Source organism: Paenibacillus oryziterrae (assembly GCF_042610485.1).
Lineage (GTDB): Bacteria > Bacillota > Bacilli > Paenibacillales > Paenibacillaceae > Paenibacillus_AQ.
The window spans coordinates 163,706-188,746 of record NZ_JBGJZO010000001.1 but is presented as its reverse complement, the minus strand read 5'-3'; the positions used below and the strand labels follow the sequence as shown (position 1 = coordinate 188,746).

The 25,041-nt window shown below is 49.8% G+C and carries 20 protein-coding genes; 2 read left to right on the top strand and 18 right to left on the bottom strand.

All coding sequences use genetic code 11. From position 1 onward, the window contains the following. Positions 1-53: 53 nt before the first annotated feature. From hflX to ACAN55_RS00825, 17 genes are all read right to left on the bottom strand, one after another. Positions 54-1,349, bottom strand: a complete 1,296-nt coding sequence (hflX, locus tag ACAN55_RS00905; RefSeq protein ID WP_379126838.1) for a GTPase HflX — start codon at positions 1,347-1,349, stop codon at positions 54-56. A 48-nt stretch (positions 1,350-1,397) separates the two neighbouring features. Next, the gene (locus ACAN55_RS00900; RefSeq protein WP_379126836.1) at positions 1,398-2,369 is read right to left on the bottom strand and encodes an AAA family ATPase; all 972 of its coding nucleotides are present in this window, start codon (positions 2,367-2,369) and stop codon (positions 1,398-1,400) included. An 86-nt stretch (positions 2,370-2,455) separates the two neighbouring features. Further along, positions 2,456-3,115, bottom strand: coding sequence for a YdcF family protein (locus tag ACAN55_RS00895; protein WP_379126834.1), 660 nt, complete (start codon positions 3,113-3,115; stop codon positions 2,456-2,458). Between the two features lies 1 nt (position 3,116). Continuing rightward, a complete protein-coding gene (locus ACAN55_RS00890; RefSeq protein ID WP_379126832.1) occupies positions 3,117-3,671 on the bottom strand; it encodes a ribonuclease FAU-1 family protein in 555 nt (184 codons plus the stop codon). A 143-nt stretch (positions 3,672-3,814) separates the two neighbouring features. Then, a complete protein-coding gene (locus ACAN55_RS00885; protein ID WP_379126830.1) occupies positions 3,815-6,379 on the bottom strand; it encodes a transglycosylase domain-containing protein in 2,565 nt (854 codons plus the stop codon). 150 nt (positions 6,380-6,529) lie between these two features. Then, positions 6,530-6,769, bottom strand: a complete 240-nt coding sequence (hfq, locus tag ACAN55_RS00880) for an RNA chaperone Hfq (RefSeq protein WP_379126828.1) — start codon at positions 6,767-6,769, stop codon at positions 6,530-6,532. 52 nt (positions 6,770-6,821) lie between these two features. Next, positions 6,822-7,769: a tRNA (adenosine(37)-N6)-dimethylallyltransferase MiaA gene (miaA, locus tag ACAN55_RS00875; protein ID WP_379126826.1), complete on the bottom strand. Its 948-nt coding sequence runs from the start codon at positions 7,767-7,769 to the stop codon at positions 6,822-6,824. Continuing rightward, entirely contained in the window at positions 7,753-8,538 is a 786-nt protein-coding gene (locus ACAN55_RS00870) for a class I SAM-dependent methyltransferase (protein WP_379126824.1), read from the bottom strand. Before ACAN55_RS00870 ends, miaA begins: the two co-directional genes overlap by 17 nt. Before the next feature lie 38 nt (positions 8,539-8,576). Beyond that, a complete protein-coding gene (gene mutL, locus ACAN55_RS00865) occupies positions 8,577-10,724 on the bottom strand; it encodes a DNA mismatch repair endonuclease MutL (protein WP_379126821.1) in 2,148 nt (715 codons plus the stop codon). 674 nt (positions 10,725-11,398) lie between these two features. Then, entirely contained in the window at positions 11,399-14,245 is a 2,847-nt protein-coding gene (mutS, locus tag ACAN55_RS00860) for a DNA mismatch repair protein MutS (RefSeq protein ID WP_379126819.1), read from the bottom strand. A gap of 131 nt (positions 14,246-14,376) precedes the next feature. Continuing rightward, positions 14,377-15,312 (bottom strand): putative amidoligase domain-containing protein, encoded by a 936-nt coding sequence (locus ACAN55_RS24230; protein ID WP_489685758.1) that lies wholly within the window; start codon positions 15,310-15,312, stop codon positions 14,377-14,379. Between the two features lie 1,107 nt (positions 15,313-16,419). Beyond that, a complete protein-coding gene (locus ACAN55_RS00850) occupies positions 16,420-16,977 on the bottom strand; it encodes an outer spore coat protein CotE (protein ID WP_379126815.1) in 558 nt (185 codons plus the stop codon). A 125-nt stretch (positions 16,978-17,102) separates the two neighbouring features. Further along, positions 17,103-18,119 carry an HD-GYP domain-containing protein gene (locus tag ACAN55_RS00845; protein WP_379126813.1) on the bottom strand — a complete coding sequence of 339 codons (1,017 nt, stop codon included), beginning with the start codon at positions 18,117-18,119 and terminating at the stop codon, positions 17,103-17,105. A gap of 93 nt (positions 18,120-18,212) precedes the next feature. Further along, complete coding sequence (locus ACAN55_RS00840; protein ID WP_379126811.1) at positions 18,213-19,187, bottom strand: aromatic acid exporter family protein; 975 nt, start codon at positions 19,185-19,187, stop codon at positions 18,213-18,215. Positions 19,188-19,279: 92 nt separating this feature from the next. After that, positions 19,280-20,116 carry an ABC transporter permease gene (locus ACAN55_RS00835; protein ID WP_379126809.1) on the bottom strand — a complete coding sequence of 279 codons (837 nt, stop codon included), beginning with the start codon at positions 20,114-20,116 and terminating at the stop codon, positions 19,280-19,282. Next, positions 20,109-20,891 carry an ABC transporter ATP-binding protein gene (locus tag ACAN55_RS00830; RefSeq protein ID WP_379126807.1) on the bottom strand — a complete coding sequence of 261 codons (783 nt, stop codon included), beginning with the start codon at positions 20,889-20,891 and terminating at the stop codon, positions 20,109-20,111. The genes ACAN55_RS00835 and ACAN55_RS00830 overlap by 8 nt, the downstream gene beginning before the upstream one ends. Before the next feature lie 62 nt (positions 20,892-20,953). After that, positions 20,954-21,967: an ABC transporter substrate-binding protein gene (locus ACAN55_RS00825; RefSeq protein ID WP_379126805.1), complete on the bottom strand. Its 1,014-nt coding sequence runs from the start codon at positions 21,965-21,967 to the stop codon at positions 20,954-20,956. A gap of 423 nt (positions 21,968-22,390) precedes the next feature. Here ACAN55_RS00825 and ACAN55_RS00820 point away from each other — a divergent pair, with 423 nt between their 5' ends. Both ACAN55_RS00820 and ACAN55_RS00815 read left to right on the top strand, forming a co-directional pair. After that, entirely contained in the window at positions 22,391-24,103 is a 1,713-nt protein-coding gene (locus ACAN55_RS00820; RefSeq protein WP_379126803.1) for an alpha-amylase family glycosyl hydrolase, read from the top strand. Positions 24,104-24,202: 99 nt separating this feature from the next. Next, on the top strand, positions 24,203-24,442 hold the full coding sequence (locus ACAN55_RS00815) for a hypothetical protein (protein ID WP_379126801.1): 240 nt from the start codon (positions 24,203-24,205) through the stop codon (positions 24,440-24,442). 29 nt (positions 24,443-24,471) lie between these two features. On the opposite strand, the gene ACAN55_RS00810 is transcribed toward ACAN55_RS00815, so the two are convergent. After that, complete coding sequence (locus tag ACAN55_RS00810) at positions 24,472-25,041, bottom strand: YdeI/OmpD-associated family protein (protein ID WP_379126799.1); 570 nt, start codon at positions 25,039-25,041, stop codon at positions 24,472-24,474.

Sequence of the window (25,041 nt, the reverse complement as noted above, 5' to 3'; positions counted from 1 at the left end):
ACAGGGAGTGGTAGCTCCCTGTCATTGTATCCGATCCTAATTATTCATTCAGGTTATTTATCTGCCTGCTCCACAAATCCTTCGAGCATATAACCCCACTTCTCATAATCTTCCTTGTTCAAACGGACATTGTACACGATATCATTCTCGTCAAAGCTCTGATCGAGCACTTCACCTACTCTGTACAATAGCGAGGACAGATCACCACGATCTCCTGGAATCCGGAAGTTCAGGGTGTCTCCAGCCAGCTGATCATTAATCGTCTCAGTAATGCGCGATAAATCCTCCAGATTAAACGCACTGACTTTAAGATAGTCCGGTCCGCTCGGCAGCATCTCTAGTTGTTCAGGACGACAAAGATCCACTTTATTGAATAACGTGATTTGCGGTTTGCCTGCCGCCCCCAGATCCTGAAGGATAGTCTGCACCACATCCATCTGCTCCTCTCGCATCGGTGAGGAGGAATCCACCACATGAAGCACTAGATTCGCTTCGTTAACCTCTTCCAGAGTTGCCCGGAAGGCGGCTACAAGATCATGAGGCAGATTCTGAATAAATCCTACGGTATCTGTCAGAACGACCTCCTTGCCACCGGGAAGCTCCAGCACGCGTGAGGTAGGGTCCAGCGTAGCAAAGAGCTGGTTCTCAATATATACATCCGCATTGGTAAGCTGCTTAAGCAGTGTGGACTTGCCTGCATTGGTATAACCTACTAAAGCAACCTGTACAGCCCCGCTCTTGCGGCGGCGTTCACGGTGCAGTTCGCGGGTCTTCACCACCTCATCCAACTGGCGTTTCAGTTCGTCAATACGTCCCCGGATATGTCGGCGGTCCGTTTCCAGCTTACTTTCACCTGGACCTCTTGTACCAATCCCCCCTCCGAGTCGGGACAAGTTCTTGCCCTGCCCAGAAAGACGGGGAAGCAGATAAGACAGCTGTGCCAGCTCAACCTGGATGATACCCTCACGGGTCTTCGCGCGTCCGGCGAAGATATCCAGGATCAGCTGTGTCCGGTCGATAATTTTAAGGTCCAGCGCTTCCTCCAGATTACGCACCTGTGCACCTGATAATTCCTGATCGAAAATGGCGGTGTTGGCACCGAGTCCGTCTGCGGCCATCCGCAGCTCCTCCACTTTACCCTTCCCGATAAACCACTTGGGATCAGGGGTCTCTTTATTCTGGCGCAGCACATCCATTACTTCAACGCCGGCGGTTTCTGCCAACTGAACTAATTCCTGCAGTGAGAGCTCGGGATCAAAACCCGTGCGCTTGATTTTATCGGTGACAAGACTAACAAGTATAGCCCTGTCCTGTACTTCCATATTCGTATCATGAGTTGTTATTGCCATCTCTTAAGTTGCTCCTTATGCCGGTAATAGTTTTGCTTATCGGTTCTTTTAATTCAACAGCTTGAAATCTTCGGTCCGCAGAGACATCAGTTCCTGCTTGCCCGGACTTGCGTTCTCATACTGATTCAGCAGACGGACTGCCTGATTCCGGACTGCCTTTTCTATGGAATTACGCACAAACCTTGCATTGCTGAAAGCATGCACACTTTCCGTTTTTTCCTGCAGCAAAGCCTGCTTTAATTTGAGTATAGCCTGTGGCATCAAAATGTAATCCCGCTCTTTCGCCATAAGTTCGGCGATCTGTAGCAGCTGGTCAATCGTATAGTCGGGAAACTCCACCTGAATCGGGAAGCGCGAAGGTAGACCGGGATTGCTCATCAGAAAATAATCAATCTCTCCGGAGTAACCCGCCAGGATCAGCACGAATTGACTGCGGTGGTCTTCCATAGACTTCACAAGTGTATCAATAGCTTCCTTACCGAAATCCTTATCTCCACCCCGGGCCAGACTGTAGGCTTCATCGATAAAAAGAATGCCGCCGAGCGCTTTCTTTACGAGATCACGGGTTTTTTGCGCGGTATGCCCGATATATTCCCCAACCAGATCTGCACGCTCCACTTCAATCAGGTGCCCCTTGCTGAGTACACCCATACGCTGAAAAAGTTTGGCGACGATCCGCGCAACCGTTGTCTTGCCTGTGCCCGGATTACCTTTAAACACCATATGATACGCCTGCCCACCGATGGCCAGCCCTGCTTCACTGCGCATCCGTGCGACCTGAAGCAGGGCGTAGATCTCAAATACCAATTCCTTGATGTTGTCGAGCCCGACAAGGGCATCCAGCTCCTGGCTGATCTCTTGGAACAATCCATTGTGAGTGTGCCCCTTCGCAGGTGCAGGATCACTGGCTGGTGCCGCACTGATCACGGCCGCCGGTTCCTGATTACGAAGGACAATGTTAATTTGTCGTGACGGTCTGCTGTCCTCCCGCCCGTTTGCCGCCGCTAAGCGTCCGTTCATGAATTCCACCTCATTATACAGGGCTGAGTACTCTACTCAAGTGTATTCCTGTACATAAGGTCTTATTAGCAATTTCCGGATTTTAACTAATCAAACTGAAGTAGGAGCTGCTGCCCCTTCCATTTCGTATAGGCCAGAATCTCCCGGGTCTTATATTTCAGCATCGACATGGTCTGTGAATCCGTAAGTCCCAGTTCAATTCTGCCATATCCCATTTCTTCAGCCATCTCCTGGGCGCGGCGTCCATGAAAGGTATGCGTAATGATAACAGCACTGGACCAACCCTCAGAGTCCATGATCTCTTTGCTGAACTGCAGATTCTCATACGTAGTGGTTGCTTCGTTCTCTACATATATATTACTTTCGGGAACACCCTGTTGAATCAGGTAATTGCGCATTCCCTCGCCTTCCGTATACTTAAAGTCCTTTTGATCCAGACCGCCAGTAACGATAAAGTTCTTGAACTTCCCCTCTTGGTACAGCTTCAGCCCATAATCCAATCTTTCCTTAAGACCCGGACTCGGTTCATCCCCCCACATCGCCATCCCCAGGATGATGCCGGCATCTCCGCCTGTCATGGGATTGGAGGTTTCAGCCCCGTTAATCTTCCAGAGTGTAAGCGCACACCAGAGAAGCCCCAGAATAATCAGAACTAATAGAACTTTCCTGGGCCATCGTCCGGAACTGAACTTACGTCTTCTGGATACCATTCTGATGGGGGATGAACCCCCGACACCGTAACTCATTTCATTTCCTCCTGAAATCTCCATTATGGAACAATTCGGCTCTATGCCTCAATGAGAGGGAAAAATACGGGAAGGCGTGCGCATCGATGCTCCGTAACAGGGTGTTAGCCGTAGCCCATGCGAGATTATACTCGCTGTCTGTAATATCGCTGCGCTCCAGTGCCTCCTCAAGCTCATCCTCGTCCAGGAGAAACACCTCTCCATTCCAGAGCACAACTACATCCAAATACAGATCATCGAACCAAGGGACACCTTGATCCGTTACACCCTGGACCTTGCAGGTATCAATGTACCATTGAATGATGTTCTGTTTGTCGTCGAACATGGCCGTCACAATATAATGACTATCCTTAGGAAAATATTGCAGCCATGAGTATCCTTTATCCGCAATGCGGTATGTATGCCTGCCATAGCTCTTCCACAGTGGCTCTTTCAGACCGTATATCGTATACAGCGTAATATAGCCGCTGAATTCACGGGTCTCCACATAACGGCAGGCAAATTGGCGGCGCGTAATCCGGCGCCAGTTGGCCCGGTCTCCGAATTTACGTTTCATATTCATTACCCTCTCCAGTAATTGTGCTTTCAGCTTACCACATTTAGGAGATACACTCAAAAAGAAACCCTGACATTTATGATCATCCGTAGTCACGGAGCTCACAAAGTCAGGGCATTGAATGTTAACACAATAAAACTTCTTTAATGAAATTTAGTCAAGTGCTGCTTGGACTTTCCTTTTCCATCCACAAACCCGGTCTGAGGATTCGGACTTGCCGTTGACCCTGCTGCACCTCCACCGGCCCCCGGATCTATCACAGGTGATGCTGTAGGCTGCGGTGTAGCGGACGGAGGAGTAGCACCTGGAGATGGTTCACCACCATTGCCATTGCCGTTCCCATTATTTCCATTATTATCACCGCTACCGTTACCCGGATTCTCTCCACCAGATCCATTGTTGCCCCCATCGTCTGGAGGTAATGTCGGTTGATTCGGATCCAGCGTCGGTATAGGCTCTTCTGTCGGTGCTTCATCCTGAACAGATACCGTAACCAGATCAGAAGGCTGGCTCTCAACTTCCAAAGCTGGATAGTAAGCCGTCACATAATAATCATAGACCAATCCCGGCATTGCACTGATATCTGCCGCATTCGGCGACAGTGTACTCAGGAGCATTGTGAACTCCGGTTCCGAGGTTTCTCTGCGGTATACACGGTATTCAATTCCCTCGGTCGGCAACGTCTGCCAGTTCAGGTTAACCGTCATCGTGGAAGGATCATATTCTGCCGTCAGCCCGGGTACTGGCAGTGTGGCAGGATCTTCTGTAGGCTCCGGCAGGTCGATATTGCCTTGCGGGAACGGCTTCACCGGATAATCCTTCAGCGCTTCTTCCATGACTTTACCCCAGAAAGCAGCGGCAAGCGGACTGCTGTTCTTCAAAAGATGTTTCTTGTCCGGCTCGTCATAGCCCATCCAGACGGCTGCTGTCCACTCTGGCGTATATCCGACAAACCAGACATCACGGTTGGAGCTGATGCCGGAATAACCGCTTTGTGTCGTACCGGTCTTGCCGGCAACCGGACGGTTGATTCTGGCTTTTTTACCTGTCCCGTCTTCTACAACATTCTGCATCATCTGGGTCATCTGATAGGCCGTCTCTTCGGACATCACCCGGTCAGCGGTGGTGTTCGCTTTAAACACCGTCTCATCATCGCTGTTCACGATGGACTTGATGGAATAGGCCTCTCTTAATTCACCACCGTTAGCAAAAGCACTATACGCCTGCGCCATCTCCAGGGTGTTCGTTCCTTTACTCATCCCTCCAAGTGCCAGTGCCAAGTTCTTGTCGTCATCTCCAAGAGTAATCCCAAGGCTCTGCGCGAACTTAAAGCCGGTATTAACTCCAATTTCATTGAGTAGCCATACGGCTGGAATATTCTCCGACTTCGTGAGTGCATCGATCATGCTGATGGAGGTGGAATATCCATGCATGTTGTTCGGGCAATATTTGCCGAAACACTGCTTCTCATTACTTAACTGGGAATCGATCGTGAATTTACCAGACTCCAGTGCCGGAGCATAAGACACGATGGGTTTAAACGACGAACCCGGTGAGCGGCGGCTTCCAGTTACGCGGTTGTAGCCTTTTTTCTCATAGTTACGTCCACCGAGCAGAGCCACAATGCTGCCGTTCTCCTGGTTCATAATGACCATAGAGCCCTGCACCGGCTCATCGTCGACGCTCTCTTCGAAGTTACTGCTATCCGCGAAAGCAGCTTCCACTGTCTGCTGTGCATGTTTATCCATCGTTGTATAGATTTTATATCCGCCGATATTTAGATCATCTTCAGACAAGCCGAATTTCTCCTCAGCCTCATCCACGGCAAAATCGATAAATGCCTGATAACGCTGTTTACTTTCCGGCGGCTTATAGTTATAGTCTACAACCTTGGCGTCATTCATCTCCTGCTCGTTGATATACCCTTGATCGTACATCAACTGTAACACCACAGCGCGGCGTTCCTTCGAAAGCTCCGGATTACGGAGCGGATTATAGCGGGAAGGCCCCTTAGGCATTGCGGCCAAAGTTGCGATTTCCCACAGCTCCAGATCATCCAGATTGCTTTTACCGAAATAACGCTCGGAAGCTGCTTTAATACCATAAACAGTACCGCCGAAAGGAATACGGTTAAGATACATGGTGATGATTTCAGGCTTGGACTTCTTGTTCTCCAATGCTACTGCAATGGATACTTCAGTCGCTTTACGGAAAAAAGTCTTATCACGGGTCAAAAAGATATTCTTCGCGAGCTGCTGGGTAATGGTACTGCCACCCTCCACCATGCTGCGTGCCGCAATATCTTTAACCGCCGCACGGCCGATCGACCAGAAATCAACGCCCTTATGCTCAAAAAACCGCTTATCTTCAGTAGCCACAAATGCGTTAATCAGCAGCTCAGGAATTTTATCGTACTCGACGGGATCACTTTTCTCTAACGACAGTTCACCGATTAAGTTCGCATTCCGGTCATAAATCTTAGTGGTCGGATTGACCGTCAGTTTATCACCGTTCTCCTGCAGCAGCTTCTCGCCGTTCAGCATAATGAACAAATATCCGCCCAGCGCACAAAATATTGCAAGCGCCGTTGCGAAAAATACCGTCCAAAGCACCCTTTTCTTGGTTAATATCTTTTTCTTTTTCGGTTTAGGTTTGGACTGCTCTCTATCTCTGTTCCGGTTCGTCCTTGATATCTCATCTCTAGACATGGTGCCTCCTGACTCCCTTTTGGAAAAAAATCTGATATGAACTTCCCTGAATGAAAAGAACAACCCTCTCAGGTTGCTCTCTTTCATTCTATTCAAACGAATTATAATGTAAAAGGTTTCGCTTTAAGCCGGTAGAATCTTTCAGAACGGTTATTCAGCGCTTCCGTTGTCCTGCATCAAAGACACACTGCGTTGCGGTGTAAAGGTAGAAATCGCATGCTTGTACACCATTTGCTGACGTCCGTCGCTGTCGATGACAATAGTGAAATTGTCAAAAGCTTTAATAATCCCGCGGATTTGGAACCCGTTGGTCAAATATACTGTAGCAGGGATATTCTCTTTGCGCAGTTGGTTCAAGAACGTATCTTGGATGTTAATGGACTTGTTCATATGTCGTACCCCCAATGGTTCAATTAGATTGTTCAGAAGTATATTCAAGACCTTAGAGAAACTTTCCTGCTATTATATCACGTATTTTTTCAAAATTCCCGGAAAAGTTTTGCTCCTCGCCAACATCGATCCATTCAATTTCTTTCATATGGCGGAACCATGACAACTGTCTTTTGGCGAACCGGCGTGTATCGCGTTTCAGCAGCGTCACTGCTTCGTCATATGTGGTCTCTCCAGCGAGATAAGCGGCAATCTCCTTGTAGCCCAGTCCTTGCATGGATACGAGACTCCTGCCGTAGCCGCGGTCCATGAGGCCTTTCACTTCTTCCACAAGTCCATCAGCCAGCATTAGATCAATGCGGTCTTCAATACGTTTATATAGCATTTTCCGGTCCATTGTCAAACCGATGAGGCAAAGCTCATACGGAGACTCCTTGGTTTGAGCAGCATGGGAGGATGAAAGCGTCGTATCGGTCTGGTGGTGAATTTCCAGTGCCCGTATGATCCGGCGGCGGTCATTGGGGTGTAATCTGGCCGCACTTTCCGGGTCCACCTCCATAAGTTTAGCATGCAGGGCGATCGCTCCGTGCTTCTCTGCGAACTCATCTTGCGCCTTGCGGAAAGCCTCGTCCGCTACTGCCTCGGAGAACCGGAAGCCGTAACAGAGGGATTCGATATATAATCCTGTCCCGCCAACAATAAATGGCAATTTCCCCCGGCTGCTGATCTCCTCGATCGCTCTTCGTCCCTGTTCCTGAAACTCAGCAGCAGAATACGAGAAATCCGGATCTTGGATGTCTATCAGATGATGCGGGATGCCCTGCATTTCCTCAGAAGTGATCTTGGCGGTGCCGATATCCATTCCCCGGTAGACCTGCATGGAGTCTCCCGAAATGATTTCGGCATTGTAAGCCGCCGCAAGCTCCAGGCTTAGTCTTGTCTTGCCGACAGCAGTCGGCCCCAGAAGCACCAGCAGCCTGCGTTTAGCTTCTTTCGTCAATCTGTATCACCCCGTACGAAATTTTGGATTTATTGCGCAGCAGTTCGTGGAAACCAAGACGCTCGAACTCTTTGCTTAGTGCTTTTTCCTTTAGTACTACACATTTGCGGGCAATCCTTACCGCTTCGGACACACTTTCCGGAGAAAGAGCTGCACCGTTGGCGAATACCCGCAGTGGAGAGATTGCCGAAGAATCATTCAGCGGCTGGCGGAACATCGGGTCAAAATATACGATGTCCACACTATTATCCGCTTGTTTTTTCAAATATTGAAGGTGATCGCTATGAACAACCTCTATCCGGCGTAATGCGTCATTCACCAATGGCTCCCCCGAAATATAATGAACCATTCCTTCAAGCAACAGAGCATACAGGGGAAGGGAACTTTCCAACGCGGTAACCCGTGAACCTTCTCCTCCGTATACCGCAAACAGCAGAGAATCCGTACCAAGACCTGCGGTGCAATCCAGCACACTGTCACCGGGCATCATTCCCGCCGCTTCAATCATCGGATCCATTTCGCCTTTAAGGACCCGCTTCGCACGGACATAACCCATACTGGGGTGAAACTCCATTATAGGCATACCTTTCCGGTACAGCCTTACAGCCTCCTGAAGTACGATCAGAATCTCATCATCACGGTATCTCTCCGCAAGTTTAGGTAATGAGAAGGTACCCCGTGGTCTATACACCGAATGCAGCCGCTTGGCAAGTGCCTCGGCACGGTCTACGATATCTGGAACCGGGTGGTTACCCGTAGTTATAATCATGATGCCTCCAATCTAAATACGGGTGTGTCAGCGGTTCATTACATCACCCGTTTGAACAATTTCTCCAAATCATATGCCGAAAAAGAAATTACGATCGGACGCCCATGCGGACATGTATAAGGCTGCTTACAGGCCCCCAGACGTGTCAGAAGACTGTCAACTTCCTGTTCCGTCAGCTTATGGTTCGCTTTGATGGATGCCTTGCAGGAGCACAGAATCGACGATTTCTCGCGCAGCTTCGCAAGGTCAATACTTCTCTCACTCAGCACCCATTCCGCCATCTCTTCGATAATTTCTTTCTCCTCACCTTTTGGGAACCAGTAAGGATGGGAACGGACCAAGAAAGTCTGTCCTCCAAAATGCTCCAGATATACGCCCGCTTTCTCGAACCAGTGCAACCGTTCGCTCAGCTGAGGGCTCTCTGACGGGGTGAATTCCAGAGTAATCGGAATTAACAGCTCCTGCGAAGCATCGGCCGGACGTCCGAATTCTTCATAATAATATTCATAATTAATCCGCTCGTGGGCGGCATGCTGGTCAATCAGAAACAAGCCTTCATCATTCTGGGCAATAATATAAGTTCCATGATGCTGACCGATATAGCTAAGCTCCGGAAAAGCCGGCAGTGACGGCTCTGCTCCGGCGGGAGGTGCCCACAGCTCTTCCATCGCCGCAGCCAGCTCACGGGATGGCACGCCAGCAGACTGCGGTGTCATATAGCTTCCGCTTCGATTCGCTTCACGGAACTGCGGAGAAGCCTGAGGAGTCGTATTGCTCCCGCCCCTGCCAGATTCTCTAGGTGTCTGAGCAGAAGGATAACTTCCGCCCCGCCCCTGTTCACTGAACTGAGGAGCTCCTTGTGAAGTCGAATAACCCCCTGCACCCGGTATACCGGAGTTTGACGTAGACTGTGCCGTATAACCGCCACCACCCGGCAGTCCGTTTTCTTTTATCTGCTGATTGCCTCTGAGCGAACCTGACACCGATGCATCACCAGCCCTGCTTGCTGACAGTGAACCGCCGTTGCCCCACTGCTCTCTATTATTGCCAGTGATAGGAGCATGCGCAGAAGCTGCCGGATCCTGCGGACTAACTTCAGAGCCCGGACTTCTGTCCTTTGTAAAAGCGAACTGTTCCTGAATAAACGAAGAGCTGCCCTTGGGTCCGATAGTTTCCCTGCTTGGACGCGGGATGAGCGTCTGGCCCATAAGCACTTTGCGGAGCTCGTCCTCTACAAACTTGTACAGCTCCGGTTCCTTGCTGAAACGGACCTCCAGCTTGGCAGGATGTACGTTCACATCTACCAGTGAAGGATGCATGTCCAGTTCAAGCACCAGCAATGGATAGCGGTTGATCGGCAGGAGTGTATGGTAAGCGCGCATAATGGCAGCGTTCAAGCCATTGCTGCGGATATATCGCCCGCCGACGATGGTGGTTACGGCATTGCGGTTGGAACGGGTCCAGTCCGGACGGCTAATATAACCGGATATCCGGTAATCCGGATCTTCAGCCGTTACTGGCAGCATGGCTTTGGCAGCAGATGTACCGTACACAGCAGCGATGACTTGCAGTAAATCACCATTGCCAAGTGTATGAAGAAGCTGGTTGCCATTATGCAGGAACCGGAAGGAGATGCCGGGATGGGCAAGCGCCATGCGATACATCGTATCCGAAATATGTCCGAGCTCTGTCTGAATACTCTTCATATACTTCAGTCTCGCCGGAGTATTGAAAAATAACTCACGCACCTCAAAATCGGTTCCCTGCTTCGCGGGTGCATCTTCATTCACAATAAGCTTGCCGCCTTCAATCCGGATGAGCCTGCCCTTACCATCGTCCGAGCTGGCTGTCAGCAGCGAAACCTTAGATACGGCTGCAATAGATGGCAGTGCTTCTCCGCGGAACCCGAGACTGGTGATCTGGAACAGATCCCGGCCGTTGGCGATTTTGCTGGTGGCATGGCGATAAAAAGCAGTCTCACAGTCATCTGCTTCGATTCCCGAGCCGTTATCCTTGACACGAATACTCTGGAGTCCACCTTCCTCCACCAAGACCTCGATCGCCGTGCTACCGGCATCTATCGCATTCTCCACAAGCTCCTTCACCACCGAAGCAGGGCGCTCCACCACTTCCCCGGCTGCAATCTGGTTGGCAATATGCTCATCAAGCACATGTATTTTAGCCATTCTTCTTCACCCCGCTGGATAAAAAATATTATTAGTTCTTGTGTAAGCAGATCTTATATTACAGACCTACCTAATTGCATTTCATGCAATAAAACAGGAAATTTTCAGTGAAATAATGCACTTTGATTGTAAAGAGTACAATAGATCTTAGAATCGATCCTTCAAAATGGGGGGAGCCCATAAATCTGCTGCAAAAATGCAATAGAATGCTCACATAACGTCGCTATTCCGCATATCTAATGCAAAAAATGCAATAGAATACTCACATAAAGACGTATTTCCGCTTATCTATTGCACATAATGCAATAGAATGCTTACTTTAAGCCATCACTCCGCTTATCTATTGCACAATGTGCAATAGAATGCTTACATAAAGACGTATTTCCGCTTATCTGTTGCACAAAATGCAATAGAATGCTTACTTTAAGCCATCACTCCGCTTATCTATTGCACGATGTGCAATAGAATGCTTACATAAAGACGTATTTCCGCTTATCTGTTGCAGAAAATGCAATAGAATACTTACTTTAAGCCGTCACTCCGCCTATCTATTGCACAAAATGCAATTGAACACGATAAGCAGGTAGATAAATCACCTTCACCTGGTGTAAGAAAACCATACGAGTAAGGTTAAGCGCACTAATCTACGGCATCCTATTCCCGGATAAACACGATTATAATTCCTTGGCCTTCATCTTCAGATCATTTAATAAGCCCATCGCTTGCAGCGGAGTCATATTCATTAAATCAGCTTCTTTGACCGCTGCGATAATCTGCTTCAGGAACGGATTGTCAGGCGGTGCTTGTACTACAGCTGCCTGGCTGCCTTTGCGTCCGCGAGGCTCCTCATCGCCAAAGATAGAGAGTTGTACCACTTCCATAACTTCTCCATTAAAAGATTCCTGTGCTGCTGAAGCCTCAGCTACAGCCGTGCGGGAAGCCGAGCCTGTCATCGAATGATGATCAAGGTTGCTGCGTTCACTGCTGACCGCTTCAGAAACGGAAAATCCGGATTTTTCATCTGTATTTTCTCTAACGGAGTTGCTGTATGGATTCCGGTCAGCGCCCTCTTCGCTATCGCGATGCTGCGCCTCTCTATCAAGGGTCGTGTGCATTCCGCTACCAATCACAGAGGACTGTTCAATCTCCAGCAGCAGCCCGTAAGCCCGGTCAATGATCCCTTCAGGAAGACCCGCCAGACGAGCACAATAAATGCCATAGCTGCTGTCCGCCGCGCCAGGCACCAGCTTGCGCAGGAAATTGACCTTGTCCCCGCTCTCCTGCACCGCCATGGAATAATTACGCAGACCGCCGAGGCTGTCTTCCAGATGAGCAAGCTCATGGAAATGGGTGGAGACCAGCGCTTTACAGGCAATCGTATCATGTACATATTCAATAACCGCCTGGGCAATGGCCATACCTTCACTGGTCGAGGTACCGCGTCCCAGCTCATCAATGATGATCAGGCTTCGCGGGGTTGCTTTTTCCGTCATAACCTGGATATCGGCCATTTCCACCATAAACGTACTTTGTCCGCCGATGAGATCATCGGCCGCGCCAATCCGGGTAAAGATACGGTCGATAAGCGGAATTTCCGCCGCTCCCGCAGGAACGAAACAGCCAATCTGCGCCAAAATGGTGATCAGTGCAACCTGGCGCATGTATGTGCTTTTACCAGCCATGTTAGGTCCAGTAATAAGCAGTATATTGCCGTCTCCCTTGCTCAGATTAGTACCGTTGGCGATAAAATCTGAGTCTTTCAGGACAGCTTCGACCACAGGATGGCGGCCGCCTTCAATAACAAGGTCGTATCCTTCAGATAGCTTTGGTTTCACGAAACGCTGCTCTGCACTAACTGCTGCGAGACATTGGTATACATCAATCTCGGCAACTTTTTCAGCCAGATTCTGCAGCCGGGGAATTTGGGCGCTCAGACGTTCACGCAGTTCAACGAACAGGCTGTATTCCAAATCGGTCATTTTGTCCTGAGCTTCGAGAATAAGTGCTTCCTTTTCTTTCAGCTCGGGGGTAACAAACCGCTCCGCATTCGCCAAAGTCTGCTTGCGTTCGTACCGTCCTTCCGGTAATGCAGCCAGGTTGGAGCGGGTTATTTCTATATAATATCCGAAAATTTTGTTGTAGCCGATCTTCAGTGATTTAATCCCGGTGGCCTGGCGTTCCTTCGCTTCAAGCTCGGCGATCCAGCGTTTACCGCTGCTGCTAGCTTCCCGCAGTTCATCCAGGCGGGTGTGGTAGCCTCCACGGATCACTCCGCCATCCCGCACCGACACAGGCGCATCGTCCACGATGGCCCGGTCGATGTCCTCCCGCAGATCGCCACATTCATCCATAGAAGCGCCGATTTCACGCAAAGTCGCCGAACCTGATGCCAAACACATCTCTTTCAGAGCCGGGATTTGTGCCAGCGACAGCTTCAGGGCATTCATATCCCTGCCATTAGCACTCCCGAACGCAATCCGTCCAGTCAGCCGCTCCAAATCATATATTTCTTTCAGTGCCAGTCGCAGATCCTCACGCACGATAAACTGGTTGTATAAATAATCAACAGCCTCCAGTCTCCGTTCGATGGGAGCGCGCTGAAGCAAGGGCTTGTCTATTCTCCGCCTTAACAGACGCGCTCCCATCGAGGTTTCCGTCCGGTCCAGCAGCCAGAGCAGTGAACCCTTCTTCGAACGCTCGCGTACGGTTTCAGTCAGCTCCAGGTTGCGGCGGGTAAACGGATCAAGGATCATGTAGTTGCCGGGCTCATAGGGAGAAATCTGACTTAGCTGACCAAGTGAACGGCGCTGTGTTTCATTTAAATAAGATAGCAAAAGTGATAGACAGTAGCCCCGCTCCTTCTCCAAACGTACCCAAGCCGCTTCACCGAACTGACGGCGTGCCAGCTCCTCGTCCCTTTTATCCCAAGGGGTATAGACCACGGGTTTAGCCCCGAATACGGCTTCACTCTTAATTTGATCCAGAAGCGCAGCGTCTCCGATAATCTCGGCCGGCTCATAAATCCCAATCTCATCCCGCAGCCACTCCGCCCCGGAAAGAACCGATGTTACATAAAGTTCCCCCGTAGTCAGGTCGCAGGCTGCCAGTGCCATCATGCTGTCATGTTCGGTTACGCATACCAGATAGTTGTTGGCTTTCTCTGACAAAATCTTGCCGTCCATCACAGTACCCGGCGTGACAACCCGCACGATATCCCGGCGCACCATGCCTTTGGTCGTTGCCGGATCATCGAGCTGCTCGCAGATGGCGACTTTGTAGCCTTTTTCGATCAGCCGCTGGATATACCCCTCGGCAGCGTGGTGAGGCACTCCGCACATGGGAATCTTCTCGTCGACTCCGCCATCGCGGCCGGTCAACGTAATCTCAAGTTCTTTCGATGCCAGCAGGGCATCCTCAAAAAACATTTCATAGAAATCGCCTAAGCGAAAAAAGAGGAAGGCATCCTTAGCCCCTTCCTTTACTTTTAAATACTGTTGAATCATTGGCGTATATTGTGCCATGGTCTACCTCCATGCCTATTTCATGCTAACCTCCATTATAGCAGAAAGTATCCGGCAGAGTTATCCCATAGGTGAAAAGTGGCATATGCTTCCCCGCTCGTTGTTGATAGAAATAAAGAAAAAGCGCCGCATCACGGCGCTTCAGAGCGGCACCACAGGCCGCGGATATCACGCGATTCATCCCAGGTTCTGCCTTCCTTGATATAACGGAATAATGGTTCTATGTAGCGGGCAGCCTCCCGGTAGCTGCCCAAGGCGCGAAGCTGGCTCATAAGCGGAGCGAAGGCTTCGCGGAGCGGCGGTTTGTCGCCGCTGTAGTAGGCGGCATGCAGGTCTTCCCTGTCGAGCGGCCGGAGGGGGAGCTCTTCGTAATGGCTCACGATCAGGTGAGCCAGATAGACGGCCCCCTTGGCGACGGCCGGAGACACCAGGAAGCTCGGCAGGGTCCGGTACTCAAAGCCGCCATGCGGCTGGTGCCGGAAATCGCCGAGCACGCCGTACCGAGGACGCCGCGCCTGCGCTCTGGCGTCCTCCAGGAGCAGCATCGGCAGCGCGAGATAGTTGTCGAGCGCGCGCAGTAGCGGCGCTGTCAGCAGCGCGCCGCTGAAGTGCAGGTGGCCGCCGAGGGCCCAGCCCCGCAGCGGCATGCCCCCNAAATCGCCGAGCACGCCGTACCGAGGACGCCGCGCCTGCGCTCTGGCGTCCTCCAGGAGCAGCATCGGCAGCGCGAGATAGTTGTCGAGCGCGCGCAGTAGCGGCGCTGTCAGCAGCGCGCCGCTGAAGTGCAGGTGGCCGCCGAGGGCCCAGCCCCGCAGCGGCATGCCCCCCGCCCGCCAGCGCAGCGGGCGGGCGATCAGGCGGTCCGCCGTAGCCGCGGCGGACATGAGCTGCGCCAGCAGGTCGCGCGGCTTCGCGCGCGGCCGGGGGCGCAGCTCCGCGACCGGGAACGCGCCGCGCGTTCCCGGGGGCCCGGCGTCGCAGCCGACGACGCCGTCCGTGGGCAGGTACCGCGACGCGGGCACGACGCGGCCGGAGAGTTCCTGCTGCAGCAGGAACTCCGGGTCCATGCCCATCAGCAGGCTGGGCCTGCCCCGTGCCTCAAGGGCAAGTTCACGGGCCACAGCCTCTGCAGCCGCTCGGTAAGGCTCAGGCAGCGGTCTTCCGGTGTGCTTCTGCAGTGGAATCACATCCTCCACGACATACCTCCGCTCACCCTTAGCAACGAGCAGCACCTCTCCGCTGTCAAGTCCCAGGCTATAGAGTGTACGGGCAGCAATAGCCTCAAGAAGCTTATTTACTCCCCGGCGAGGCGGTTGAACCAATGTCTGCCCACGGCCCATCATTGGATTGTTTATAAGCCTGCTCTCATATTCTTCTTCATTATCATTCTCAATTATATTTTCATTCATTTCAATTACCGTCTGATCATCCCCATAAGTATCACCATCTACATGTGTTGAGTGGCTCCTCATTCTCGATTCCGTATTCAATCGCTCTACCTGAGCTTCGTACGTCCCGCTCATCCCTGCCCCGATTCCAAGCTGCTTGATTTCAATGGCAACAAGATTGAATACAGCAACTCTGTAACGCAATCTCTGCTGTATCTGCCGTGCACTCGGTTTAACTCTTGTTGAGGCTGTAACACCTGCTTTTCTAGCGGACAGCTCCCGCTCCCTAGCCTTCTGTCCACTCGATATTCGACCCGAGTACCTCTTCAGTTTTGCTTCAACACCACTGCGCCGCAGCCTCTGCTCCCTCCTTGCAGGTGACAACCCATGAAACACCTGTATCCCTTCATTCATCCGTAAGCCCTGGCTCATTCTCATCCCTTCTTCATTCATCCGTACACCCTGGCTCATTCTCATTCCTTCATTCACCCGAAAGCCCCGGCTAATTCGATCCACTTCACTTATCCGTACACCTTCACTAATTCGTTCCCTTTCACGTATCCGCACAACCTCACTCTTTCGTTTCCCGTCTTCCACCCGCATTCCTTCACCCGCCCGGTGCCAGATATGTATAGAAAGCAAAAAACGGTTCACCATCACAAGGGACGGCACCGTTTCCGCAAAAAAATTTAAAAAAGGAGGGCATCCGCCCTCTTCGCCGCTGCCCCCTCATCATATAATGGTTTCATACCCATCAATATTCAGTTAGCAGCGGCGAAACCTTCCTTACAGCTCATCATCCAGCGCATCGGGATCCAGATCCTCGTAATCGAAGCTCTCACCATCAAAGTCGTAGTCCTTATCCTCCGGATCGTCACTTTGATCGGCAACATAGACACGGACCTTGGTTTCAGCCACCAGCTCCGCCTCGAATTCCCGTTCCACACGGATGGTTACACTGCCGCCGCCGGGAGAGACACCGGCTTCCACACAGTTTGGCTCCTGCGTTGCATCCGCAGAGACCTCAACAGTGGAAGCACGGTGCCGGGGATCCAGATACGAAAGCGGGATAAGCTCCACATAGGAGACCGTTTCCTTGGCAACTTCGGTCTGTTTGTTTTTGTCATACGAGTACCAGATGTTCACATCATAGGTACCGATCACTTCGATTCCGCTCCCGGCTGCAACCGCCTCATACTGGTGATTGATAATCCAGGCACCCAGGATGCTGGTCGGATGATGCGGTGGAGTTACGGTATGGGTTGCGGTAGAAAACTTACGACCTTTGCCGCAAATTGCCTTCGTAATGATCTCCCTTGTTTGACGTTTATGGCTCAATGGCATCTTTAAACCTCCTCCATACAATCATTCACTATCAAGTGTATGCAGGACATGGGCGTTTGTTGATTGCTCCCGTATAAAAAAATTCGGGTAAGCCTTCTGGCTTACCCTATTAGATGTATATGTAGCTATTGTGGAAATACTCGCACAATTCCGAGCGTTCTTTCTCTGCTGAGATCGATGAAATCCTCCCCAATGTTAACAAGCGGACGAATCGGATCGTGCTTGGGAATCATGATAATACGCCCTATCCTACCGTCGCTCAATTCTACCTCGTTGCCTATCATTGACTGCATCAGCTTATCAATAAACAGGCGGCAGATATAAGGGTCCAGCTTCCCAAAAGCGCTGTCGGCCATTTGCCTCAGCACCTCATAAAGCGGTGAAGCCTTCTTATAGGAACGGTCAGAGGTCATGGCATGAAAAACATCCGCAATCGCCACAATTTTACTGAAATCGGTAATCCGGTGACCTACCAGTCCGAACGGGTACCCGCTGCCATCCATTCGCTCGTGATGCTGAAGTGCAACAAGTGCCTGACTGTGGTCGGTTCCTGCCGTATCACGAATCATCTCATAACCAATGGTCGTATGCTTCTTGACCTCCTCGAACTCTTCAACTGTCAGGGGGCCTGTCTTCGTCAGGATCTCCTCCGGAATCATAATCTTCCCAATATCATGGAGAGTTGCGGCTACGGCAAGCATCCCCAACTCATCAATGTCCAGCTTCAGCCATTTACCGAGAAGAGTGGACAAGATGCCAACTGCAATATTATGCCTGTATGTATAATCATCCTTCGACTGCAGAGCAGCTAACATTCCATAGAAATCATTTTTTTCTGCGACCTGGTAGATATACGGTATGACTTCGGCTTCAAGCTCGGCAACAGGAACTTTTTTGCTAATCCGAATCTGATCAAAAATCTGCTCCATCGCCCTGGTGCAATCATCAACTGCAGTCTGAAAAAAAATCTCGCTGTCCAGTTGTATAATACTGTTCTCCTGTAAATAAATATGGTGTTGCTCCAGAAGCCGGATATGCCCTGCATTGAGTAAAGTGAGGGCCGGCAGAACAAAAACACCTTTGTCATTAAAAAGATCCTCGGAAAGCTGTTTGCCAATATAGGTCCTGTTACTAATATCCATTGTACCTCCACCTGCCAACTGGAATTTTGAGTACATAACAGTTACTTTGGAACAGCCGTTAACTGCTTCCCTTAGAGAAGGCTCATGAATGACTTACGATGCAGGCTGTTTAACTCCTTTTGATGCAACAGGCATTTTGTGCTGCTTGGCAATCTTCAAGTAGAGCATGAGTTCACGGCATAGCTGAAGTATGGCAGACCGCACCTCGAATTCCTCACGGGTGGCTGGAAGCTCCATTTGCTGGAATTTCTGCTCCAGTACCAAGAGTTGACGTTCCGTTCGCCCGGTATATTCTTCGGACATCACATCTCCGCTGAGCTGATCGAACAAATCCGCTACCATCTCTCCATGCGGGAAACACCGATAAACCTGAGACAATAATTGCATCATGGATTGGATGGAATCGAGCTGCTGCTTGCGCATATAAAAATACACATTCCATGCTTCATCGGGATGGATTACGTGATTCTCTATTTCCCGTGAAGCTGCTGCTAACCCTTGTTGTATAGCAGTATTGGCTGTAATCAACTCTTTGCCGTCCCATAGATATTGCGGATTCCGCAAGGTACGGGCCATTTGGCTGAAGATGACTGAAAAAACAGTGTCCACTTCTTTTCGGATTCCCGCCATAATACCTTCGGTCTTCGGCATGTATATCAGATTCACCAGCCCGGCGGAACCGAGACCAAGGAACAGCAGCTCTACCTGCTGAAGCAGAATATGAAACTTAATATCGGCTTGTCCAAACACACGGAAAACAACAACGGAGCTGGTCACAATTCCTTCTTTATATCCGGAGCGTACAATGAGCGGAAACCCGAATAATACATACAAACCTAACACCCAGTAGTGAAAACCCAGGACCTTGAACAAAAGACAGCCGAATGCTAGTCCGACAATGGAAGCAAGAAACCGGGCAGTGATCGTCCGCAGACTACGTTTGCGGGTTACTTCTACACCCAATATTGCGAGCAGGCCAGCGCTTTGCGCATTCGGAATACCGGCTGCGGCAGCGAGCAGTATGGATAGCAGTGTCGCTGCCGCTGTTTTAATAATACGAAATCCCATGAAAATACCTCTCCTTAAAACAATGCCTTCATACAAAGTACGGAATACATTCATGGTACTTGATTTTTCATAGCCACACAATATGACATCTTTTAATGTTTGGATATAAGAATCTTCTCGATATATACGACAAGCTGGTACATCGCAGTTGCAACTACAGCTATAATGAGCAGACTCGACATAACCAGCGTGAAATTGAACACCTGAAAGCCATAGATTATCAAATAACCAAGCCCCGATTTCGCCACCAGGAATTCCCCTACGATGACCCCTACCCAGGACATCCCGACATTAACCTTCAGCGTAGACACAACCGTCGGGAATGAAGCCGGCAGGATCACCTTGTTGAACACCTGAACACGCGATGCCCCGAACGACCTGACCACCTTGACCAGATTCGGATCCACACTGCAAAAGCTGTTATACACCACTAGCGTGGTAACAATAACGGTAATCGACAGCGTAGTAACTACAATCGCAGTAAAACCCGCACCAAACATGACAATAAAGATCGGCCCCAGTGCCACCTTCGGCATACTATTAAATACAACCATATATGGGTCAAGCACTGCCGAGAGAAAAGGTGACCACCAGATGACAACCGCAAGCAGTGTGCCGAGAAGTGTCCCCAGCACGAACCCTACTGCGGTCTCCCCTACTGTCATGCCTAAGTGAGGCCATAGGCTGCCGCTCATGGCATCCTTCACAATTTGACGGAATACCTTGGTGGGATAACTGAACAGCAGTTCATCAATCCAACTGAGGCGGGCAGCAGCTTCCCAGAAGGCGAAGAACAGCAGTGCAATTCCTGTTCTCACTGCTGTAACATGTCTCTTGCGGCGCTTGATTTGATGGCTGTAGCCAGCATGCAGCTCCTGCAGCCAGCGCGAACGGAAATCGGAGATGTCGGCTTGCCCTGTCTTATCCACTTGTCTTCCCTCCTGCCAGCTCCATTTCTCTCCACACTTCATTAAATAGCTCCGCAAAACCCTGCTGATTTCGCGCAAGCAGAGGCGGAGCCTCCCGGATCGCCTCTGGAATCTTGAACGCTTTTCGGATTCTGCCCGGATTCCGCTCCAGCAGAATCACGGTGCTGCTGACCGCAATGGCTTCCGCCAGATCATGTGTGACCAGAATCGCAGTGGTACCCCGCTTACGGAAGGTCTCTGATACCAAATTCTCTAGCTGAAGCTTGATCTGATAGTCCAGTGCGGAGAATGGTTCATCCAGCAGCAGCAGGTGGGGATCTGTAGCAAGCGTCCGTACCAAGGCAACCCGTTGTCTCATTCCTCCCGAGAGCTGTGACGGATACTGGCTGCCAGTGCCTTCAAGACCCATATCCGCCAGCAGCCTCAGCGTCTTCTCCCGGGTTTCTTCATATAATCGTCCGGTTAGCTCCAGACCAAGAAGCGCATTATCCAGAATCGTTCTCCAAGGGAAGAGATAATCCTGCTGAAGCATATAACCCACTTCCGGTGAAGGCCCTGACACAACATGCCCGTTTAGAATCACCTCACCTTTCGAAGGCTGAAGCAGCCCGGCGATAATAGACAGTAGTGTGGTTTTTCCGCAGCCGCTGGGTCCGACCAGACTGACGAATTCCCCTTTTTCAATGCTGAGATTCAAGTCCTCTACCGCTATAGAAGCCTCCCGGTCACCAAGATAAGCATGCGTAATTCCTTTCAACTGCACTACTGGTAGCATAGCAGCGGCCTCCTCCCACCAGATTGCATATCCACCCAAACCCATTTGTCTGATACGGCTGCTTATTCCGCATCCTTGATGTCCGTCATCGCCTTCTCTGCGAAACTGTTATTGACGATTTGTTCAGAAGGAACCCGTTCCTTCAGCTCCCCTGCATTATCGATGACATCCAGGAGATTGCCCCATTCTTTGTCATCTATGACCGGATTCACTGCATAGGTATCCTGCTCCTTATAGCGGTTAATTGCAGAGACGACTATATCCCGGTCCGTATTTTCAAAATAAGACATTACCGCATCTGCAATCTCATCCGCACTATGTTCCTTCACCCAAAGCTGGGCGCGCTGGATCGCGTTGGTGAATTTCTGTACGGTATCCCCATTCTTCTTGATGTAGCTGGCTTTGGACATGAACACGGTATAGGGAAGATAACCGCTCTCCACACCAAAGGATGCCACAACCTTGCCGCGGCCTTCCCGTTCAAAAATGGACGCCTGTGGCTCAAACAGCTGGACATAATCGCCTGTACCTGAAGCAAAAGCTCCGGCTATATTGGCAAAGTCAATATTCTGGATCAGTGTAATGTCCTTGGCCGGATCAATCCCTTTACCCTGCAGCGCGAACGACCCTGCCATTTGTGGCATACCACCTTTTCTCTGCCCCAGGAACGTGGAACCTTTCACCTGATCCCAGTTGAACGTCCCGTCCGCTTTGCGGGCGAACAGAAAGGTTCCGTCCCTCTGTGTCAATTGCGCGAAATTAATGACCGGATCATCCGCTCCTTGCTGATATACGTATATGGAAGTTTCTGATCCTACCAGCGCCACATCAATGGCATTCGACAGCAGCGCGGTCATGGTCTTGTCTCCGCCTGGAATCGTCTGCAGTTCTACTTCCAGCCCTTCGTCTTTAAAAAATCCCTGGGACAACGCGACATACTCAGGCGCATAAAATACACTTCGCGTCACTTCACCGATTTTGACTTTTACCGCTGAATCCCCGCCGCATCCGGCCAAGACCGAAAGGCACATCGCAACGACCATAAGCAGCAGCGGCAATCTTGTTCCTTTACCCATCGTTCATTCTCCTTTCTCTCTTTCGGGTTTCATCCCTTCCTACATTCATATGCGGCTGCCCAGAGAAAGGTTAAGGGGTAGTAGTGCTATCGTTTGCGCATCAAATTAGCTGAATTTTAATAGGGCTTCAGATCAAAAGGTATTTATTACGCATCATAAATCGTATTTTATAATAGATATCAAACGTAATTCGTAGCAATTCAAAGAATTTCCATGAATTCAACGCAATATCAATATAAAATCAGTATAAAGGAGTAAATTAGCTTGTTTTCTTAATGTGCAAACGTTTTATCATATCAACTTCATCAAGTAAGATTAACAAGAAGCTCTCAAATTCGTAAGTATTGCTCTCTAAAAGTAACGAGTTATAAAAGCGCTTACCTTCTCTAACCAAACATAATTTTATCTTTAGGAGGAACAGAAATGAAACACACACGGACAAAAATACATATAAGACGCTCATGGCTCGCTGTAACTACTGCCGCTTTGGTACTCGGCATTCTCAGCGGATGTAATGGTTCGGAGGCAAATGCACCTCAAAGCAGCACCTCCCCGCTTCCGTCAGCTACCTCGTCCCCCGCTGAAGCAAGTCCTTCAACTTCTCCTGGCGAAAAAGGAACTACGGTGGATGAACAGCCGTCTACGGTTTTTTATGAGATCTTCGTACGTTCGTTCTATGATTCAAACGGCGACGGAATCGGTGATCTAAAAGGAATAACTGAAAAGCTGGACTATCTGAATGACGGAGATCCACAGACTAACAGCGATTTGGGAGTTGGCGGTATCTGGCTCATGCCGATTAATCCCTCTCCGAGTTACCACGGATATGATGTGACCGATTACCGGTCAGTGAATCCGGATTATGGAACCATGGATGATTTGAAAGAGCTGGTGAACGAAGCCCATAAACGGGGGATTAAGATCATTATGGATTTGGTTGTGAACCATACCAGCAAGGCGAATCCGTGGTTTGTGGATTCCGCCAAGAACGTAGATGGCAAATACCGTGACTGGTATATTTGGGCCGAGGACCAGAAACGTCCACTCAGCGGTACAAGCGCTGCGGGCAGCGGGAGTCCCTGGCATTCCCTGTTAGGCAGTCATTATATGGGGATTTTTTGGGACGGTATGCCGGACTTGAATTTTGACAATCCGGATGTACGCACTGAAATGAAGGATATCGGGCAGTTCTGGCTCGGGCAGGGAATCGACGGCTTCCGCCTGGATGCGGCTAAGCATATCTATGAGGATTTGCTCAGTGATAAAGACGAAGCAACCACTGCTAAAAATGTAGCCTGGTGGCAGGATTTCCGCAAAGCGATGAATGAAGTGAATCCTGAAGCGTATATCGTTGGAGAGGTATGGGAGAATTCAGCGGTATCTGTGGGCGCCTATTTGAATCAGGCCTTTGACTCCGGCTTTAACTTTGGTCTAGGTGAGTCATTGGTTAACTCCGCGAAGACTGAGAAGGACAGCGGCATTGCCTTTACCTTGGAGCGGACCTACAAGCTGTACTCCCAGATATCCGAGGGAGCGTTCACCGATGCTACCTTCCTCACGAATCATGATCAGAACCGGGTAATGAGCCAGCTTGAAGGGAATCTGGAGCATGCCAAAATGGCGGCGTCTATGTTGTTGACCCTGCCGGGTAATCCATTTATCTACTATGGGGAAGAAATCGGGATGCTTGGCGTCAAACCGGATGAGGGGATTCGTGAGCCAATGGGCTGGACTTCAGGAGAGGCGCACAAGGGTCAGACGACCTGGGAGGCCAGAACGAACAATTCAGCAGCTAATTCTGGCAGTGTCGACAGCGAAAGTACTCAGGAAGGCTCGCTTTTACAGCATTACCGCAAGCTAATTGCAGTCCGCAATTCCTTGCCCGCTCTGCAGAATGGGACGGTACGTGAATATGTCACCGGCAATGCCGGAGTTATGGCTTTCGAGCGTATAACCGCCAAAGAACAGGTGCTTGTGGTTCACAATCTTACCAGTAAGGAACAGAAACTGGTACTACAGGCAGACGGGGCAAGTAAAACTTATAGCCGTATTATAGAGGATATAACCGGTGGATCGGTGCTGAACGGAGCGGAACTTACACTTAAACCTTATACAAGCGTCATTTTAGAACCATAATTTTATAATCTTTATGATATTATAAGCTAATTTTAAGGTAAATTTAAGAAATGGGGGTTACTATTACATTATGAAATACTTGTAGCGAGGTGATTTCGAATGAGAATGCTCATAAGTTTCCAAAACAAACTTGTACCTGTGTATTTCACAACAGAAAATAAACAGCCAACTCAAAAAGTACTTCGATTGCTTAATAACACATTGGAGCTCAAAATTCAAAAAGGCAAAACTGCCCTGAAGAAATGTTTGAATTCTCTGATTAGTATCGAAATAAAAGGCTCAGAAGCGATATTGCACAGTTACAGCGAGAACGATTCTTTAGCACTATCCCTCTATTAAGAGGGATAGTTTTTTTGTTTATAGCACATTTAATTATCCAGAAGTCGTCCATTATCATGCCATTGACCGTACATTTTATTTATTTTAGTGTTAGCTATAAATTTGTCTAATCTATTCTTAAATAATTCCGGCTGATTAATATTACTCTGTATCGTATCGATCCGAACCCTTGTATAAAGAGCAGGAAATGCCCTGAAATTCTCATATACTTGACGATCCTCTTGTAACCTTTGCTCTATCAGCTTGTCTATTTTAAAAGAATCATGGTCCATATCAGGGAGCACCTTTCTTCCCTCATCTCTCATCAGCCCCAACCTTTCGAGGCGGCGGACACGCTCTTTATTTAATTCCGTCCAAGAGCTTCTTTTGCTTCTAGGGGACAGCCGTTGGGCCAGCTCCGTTTCAGAAATCTTCTTCTTAACCCCATCAATCCAACCAAAGCACAAGGATTCCTCGACTGCGTCCAAATACAGCAGCTTATCCGGGTCTGGTGTCATACTAACTACAACCCAACAAGATTTCTCAGTTGTACAATTCTCCTGTAACCAAATCCTCAAATCTTCTCTCGATTTCACAGTAAGTATATTCTCAATCTCCAT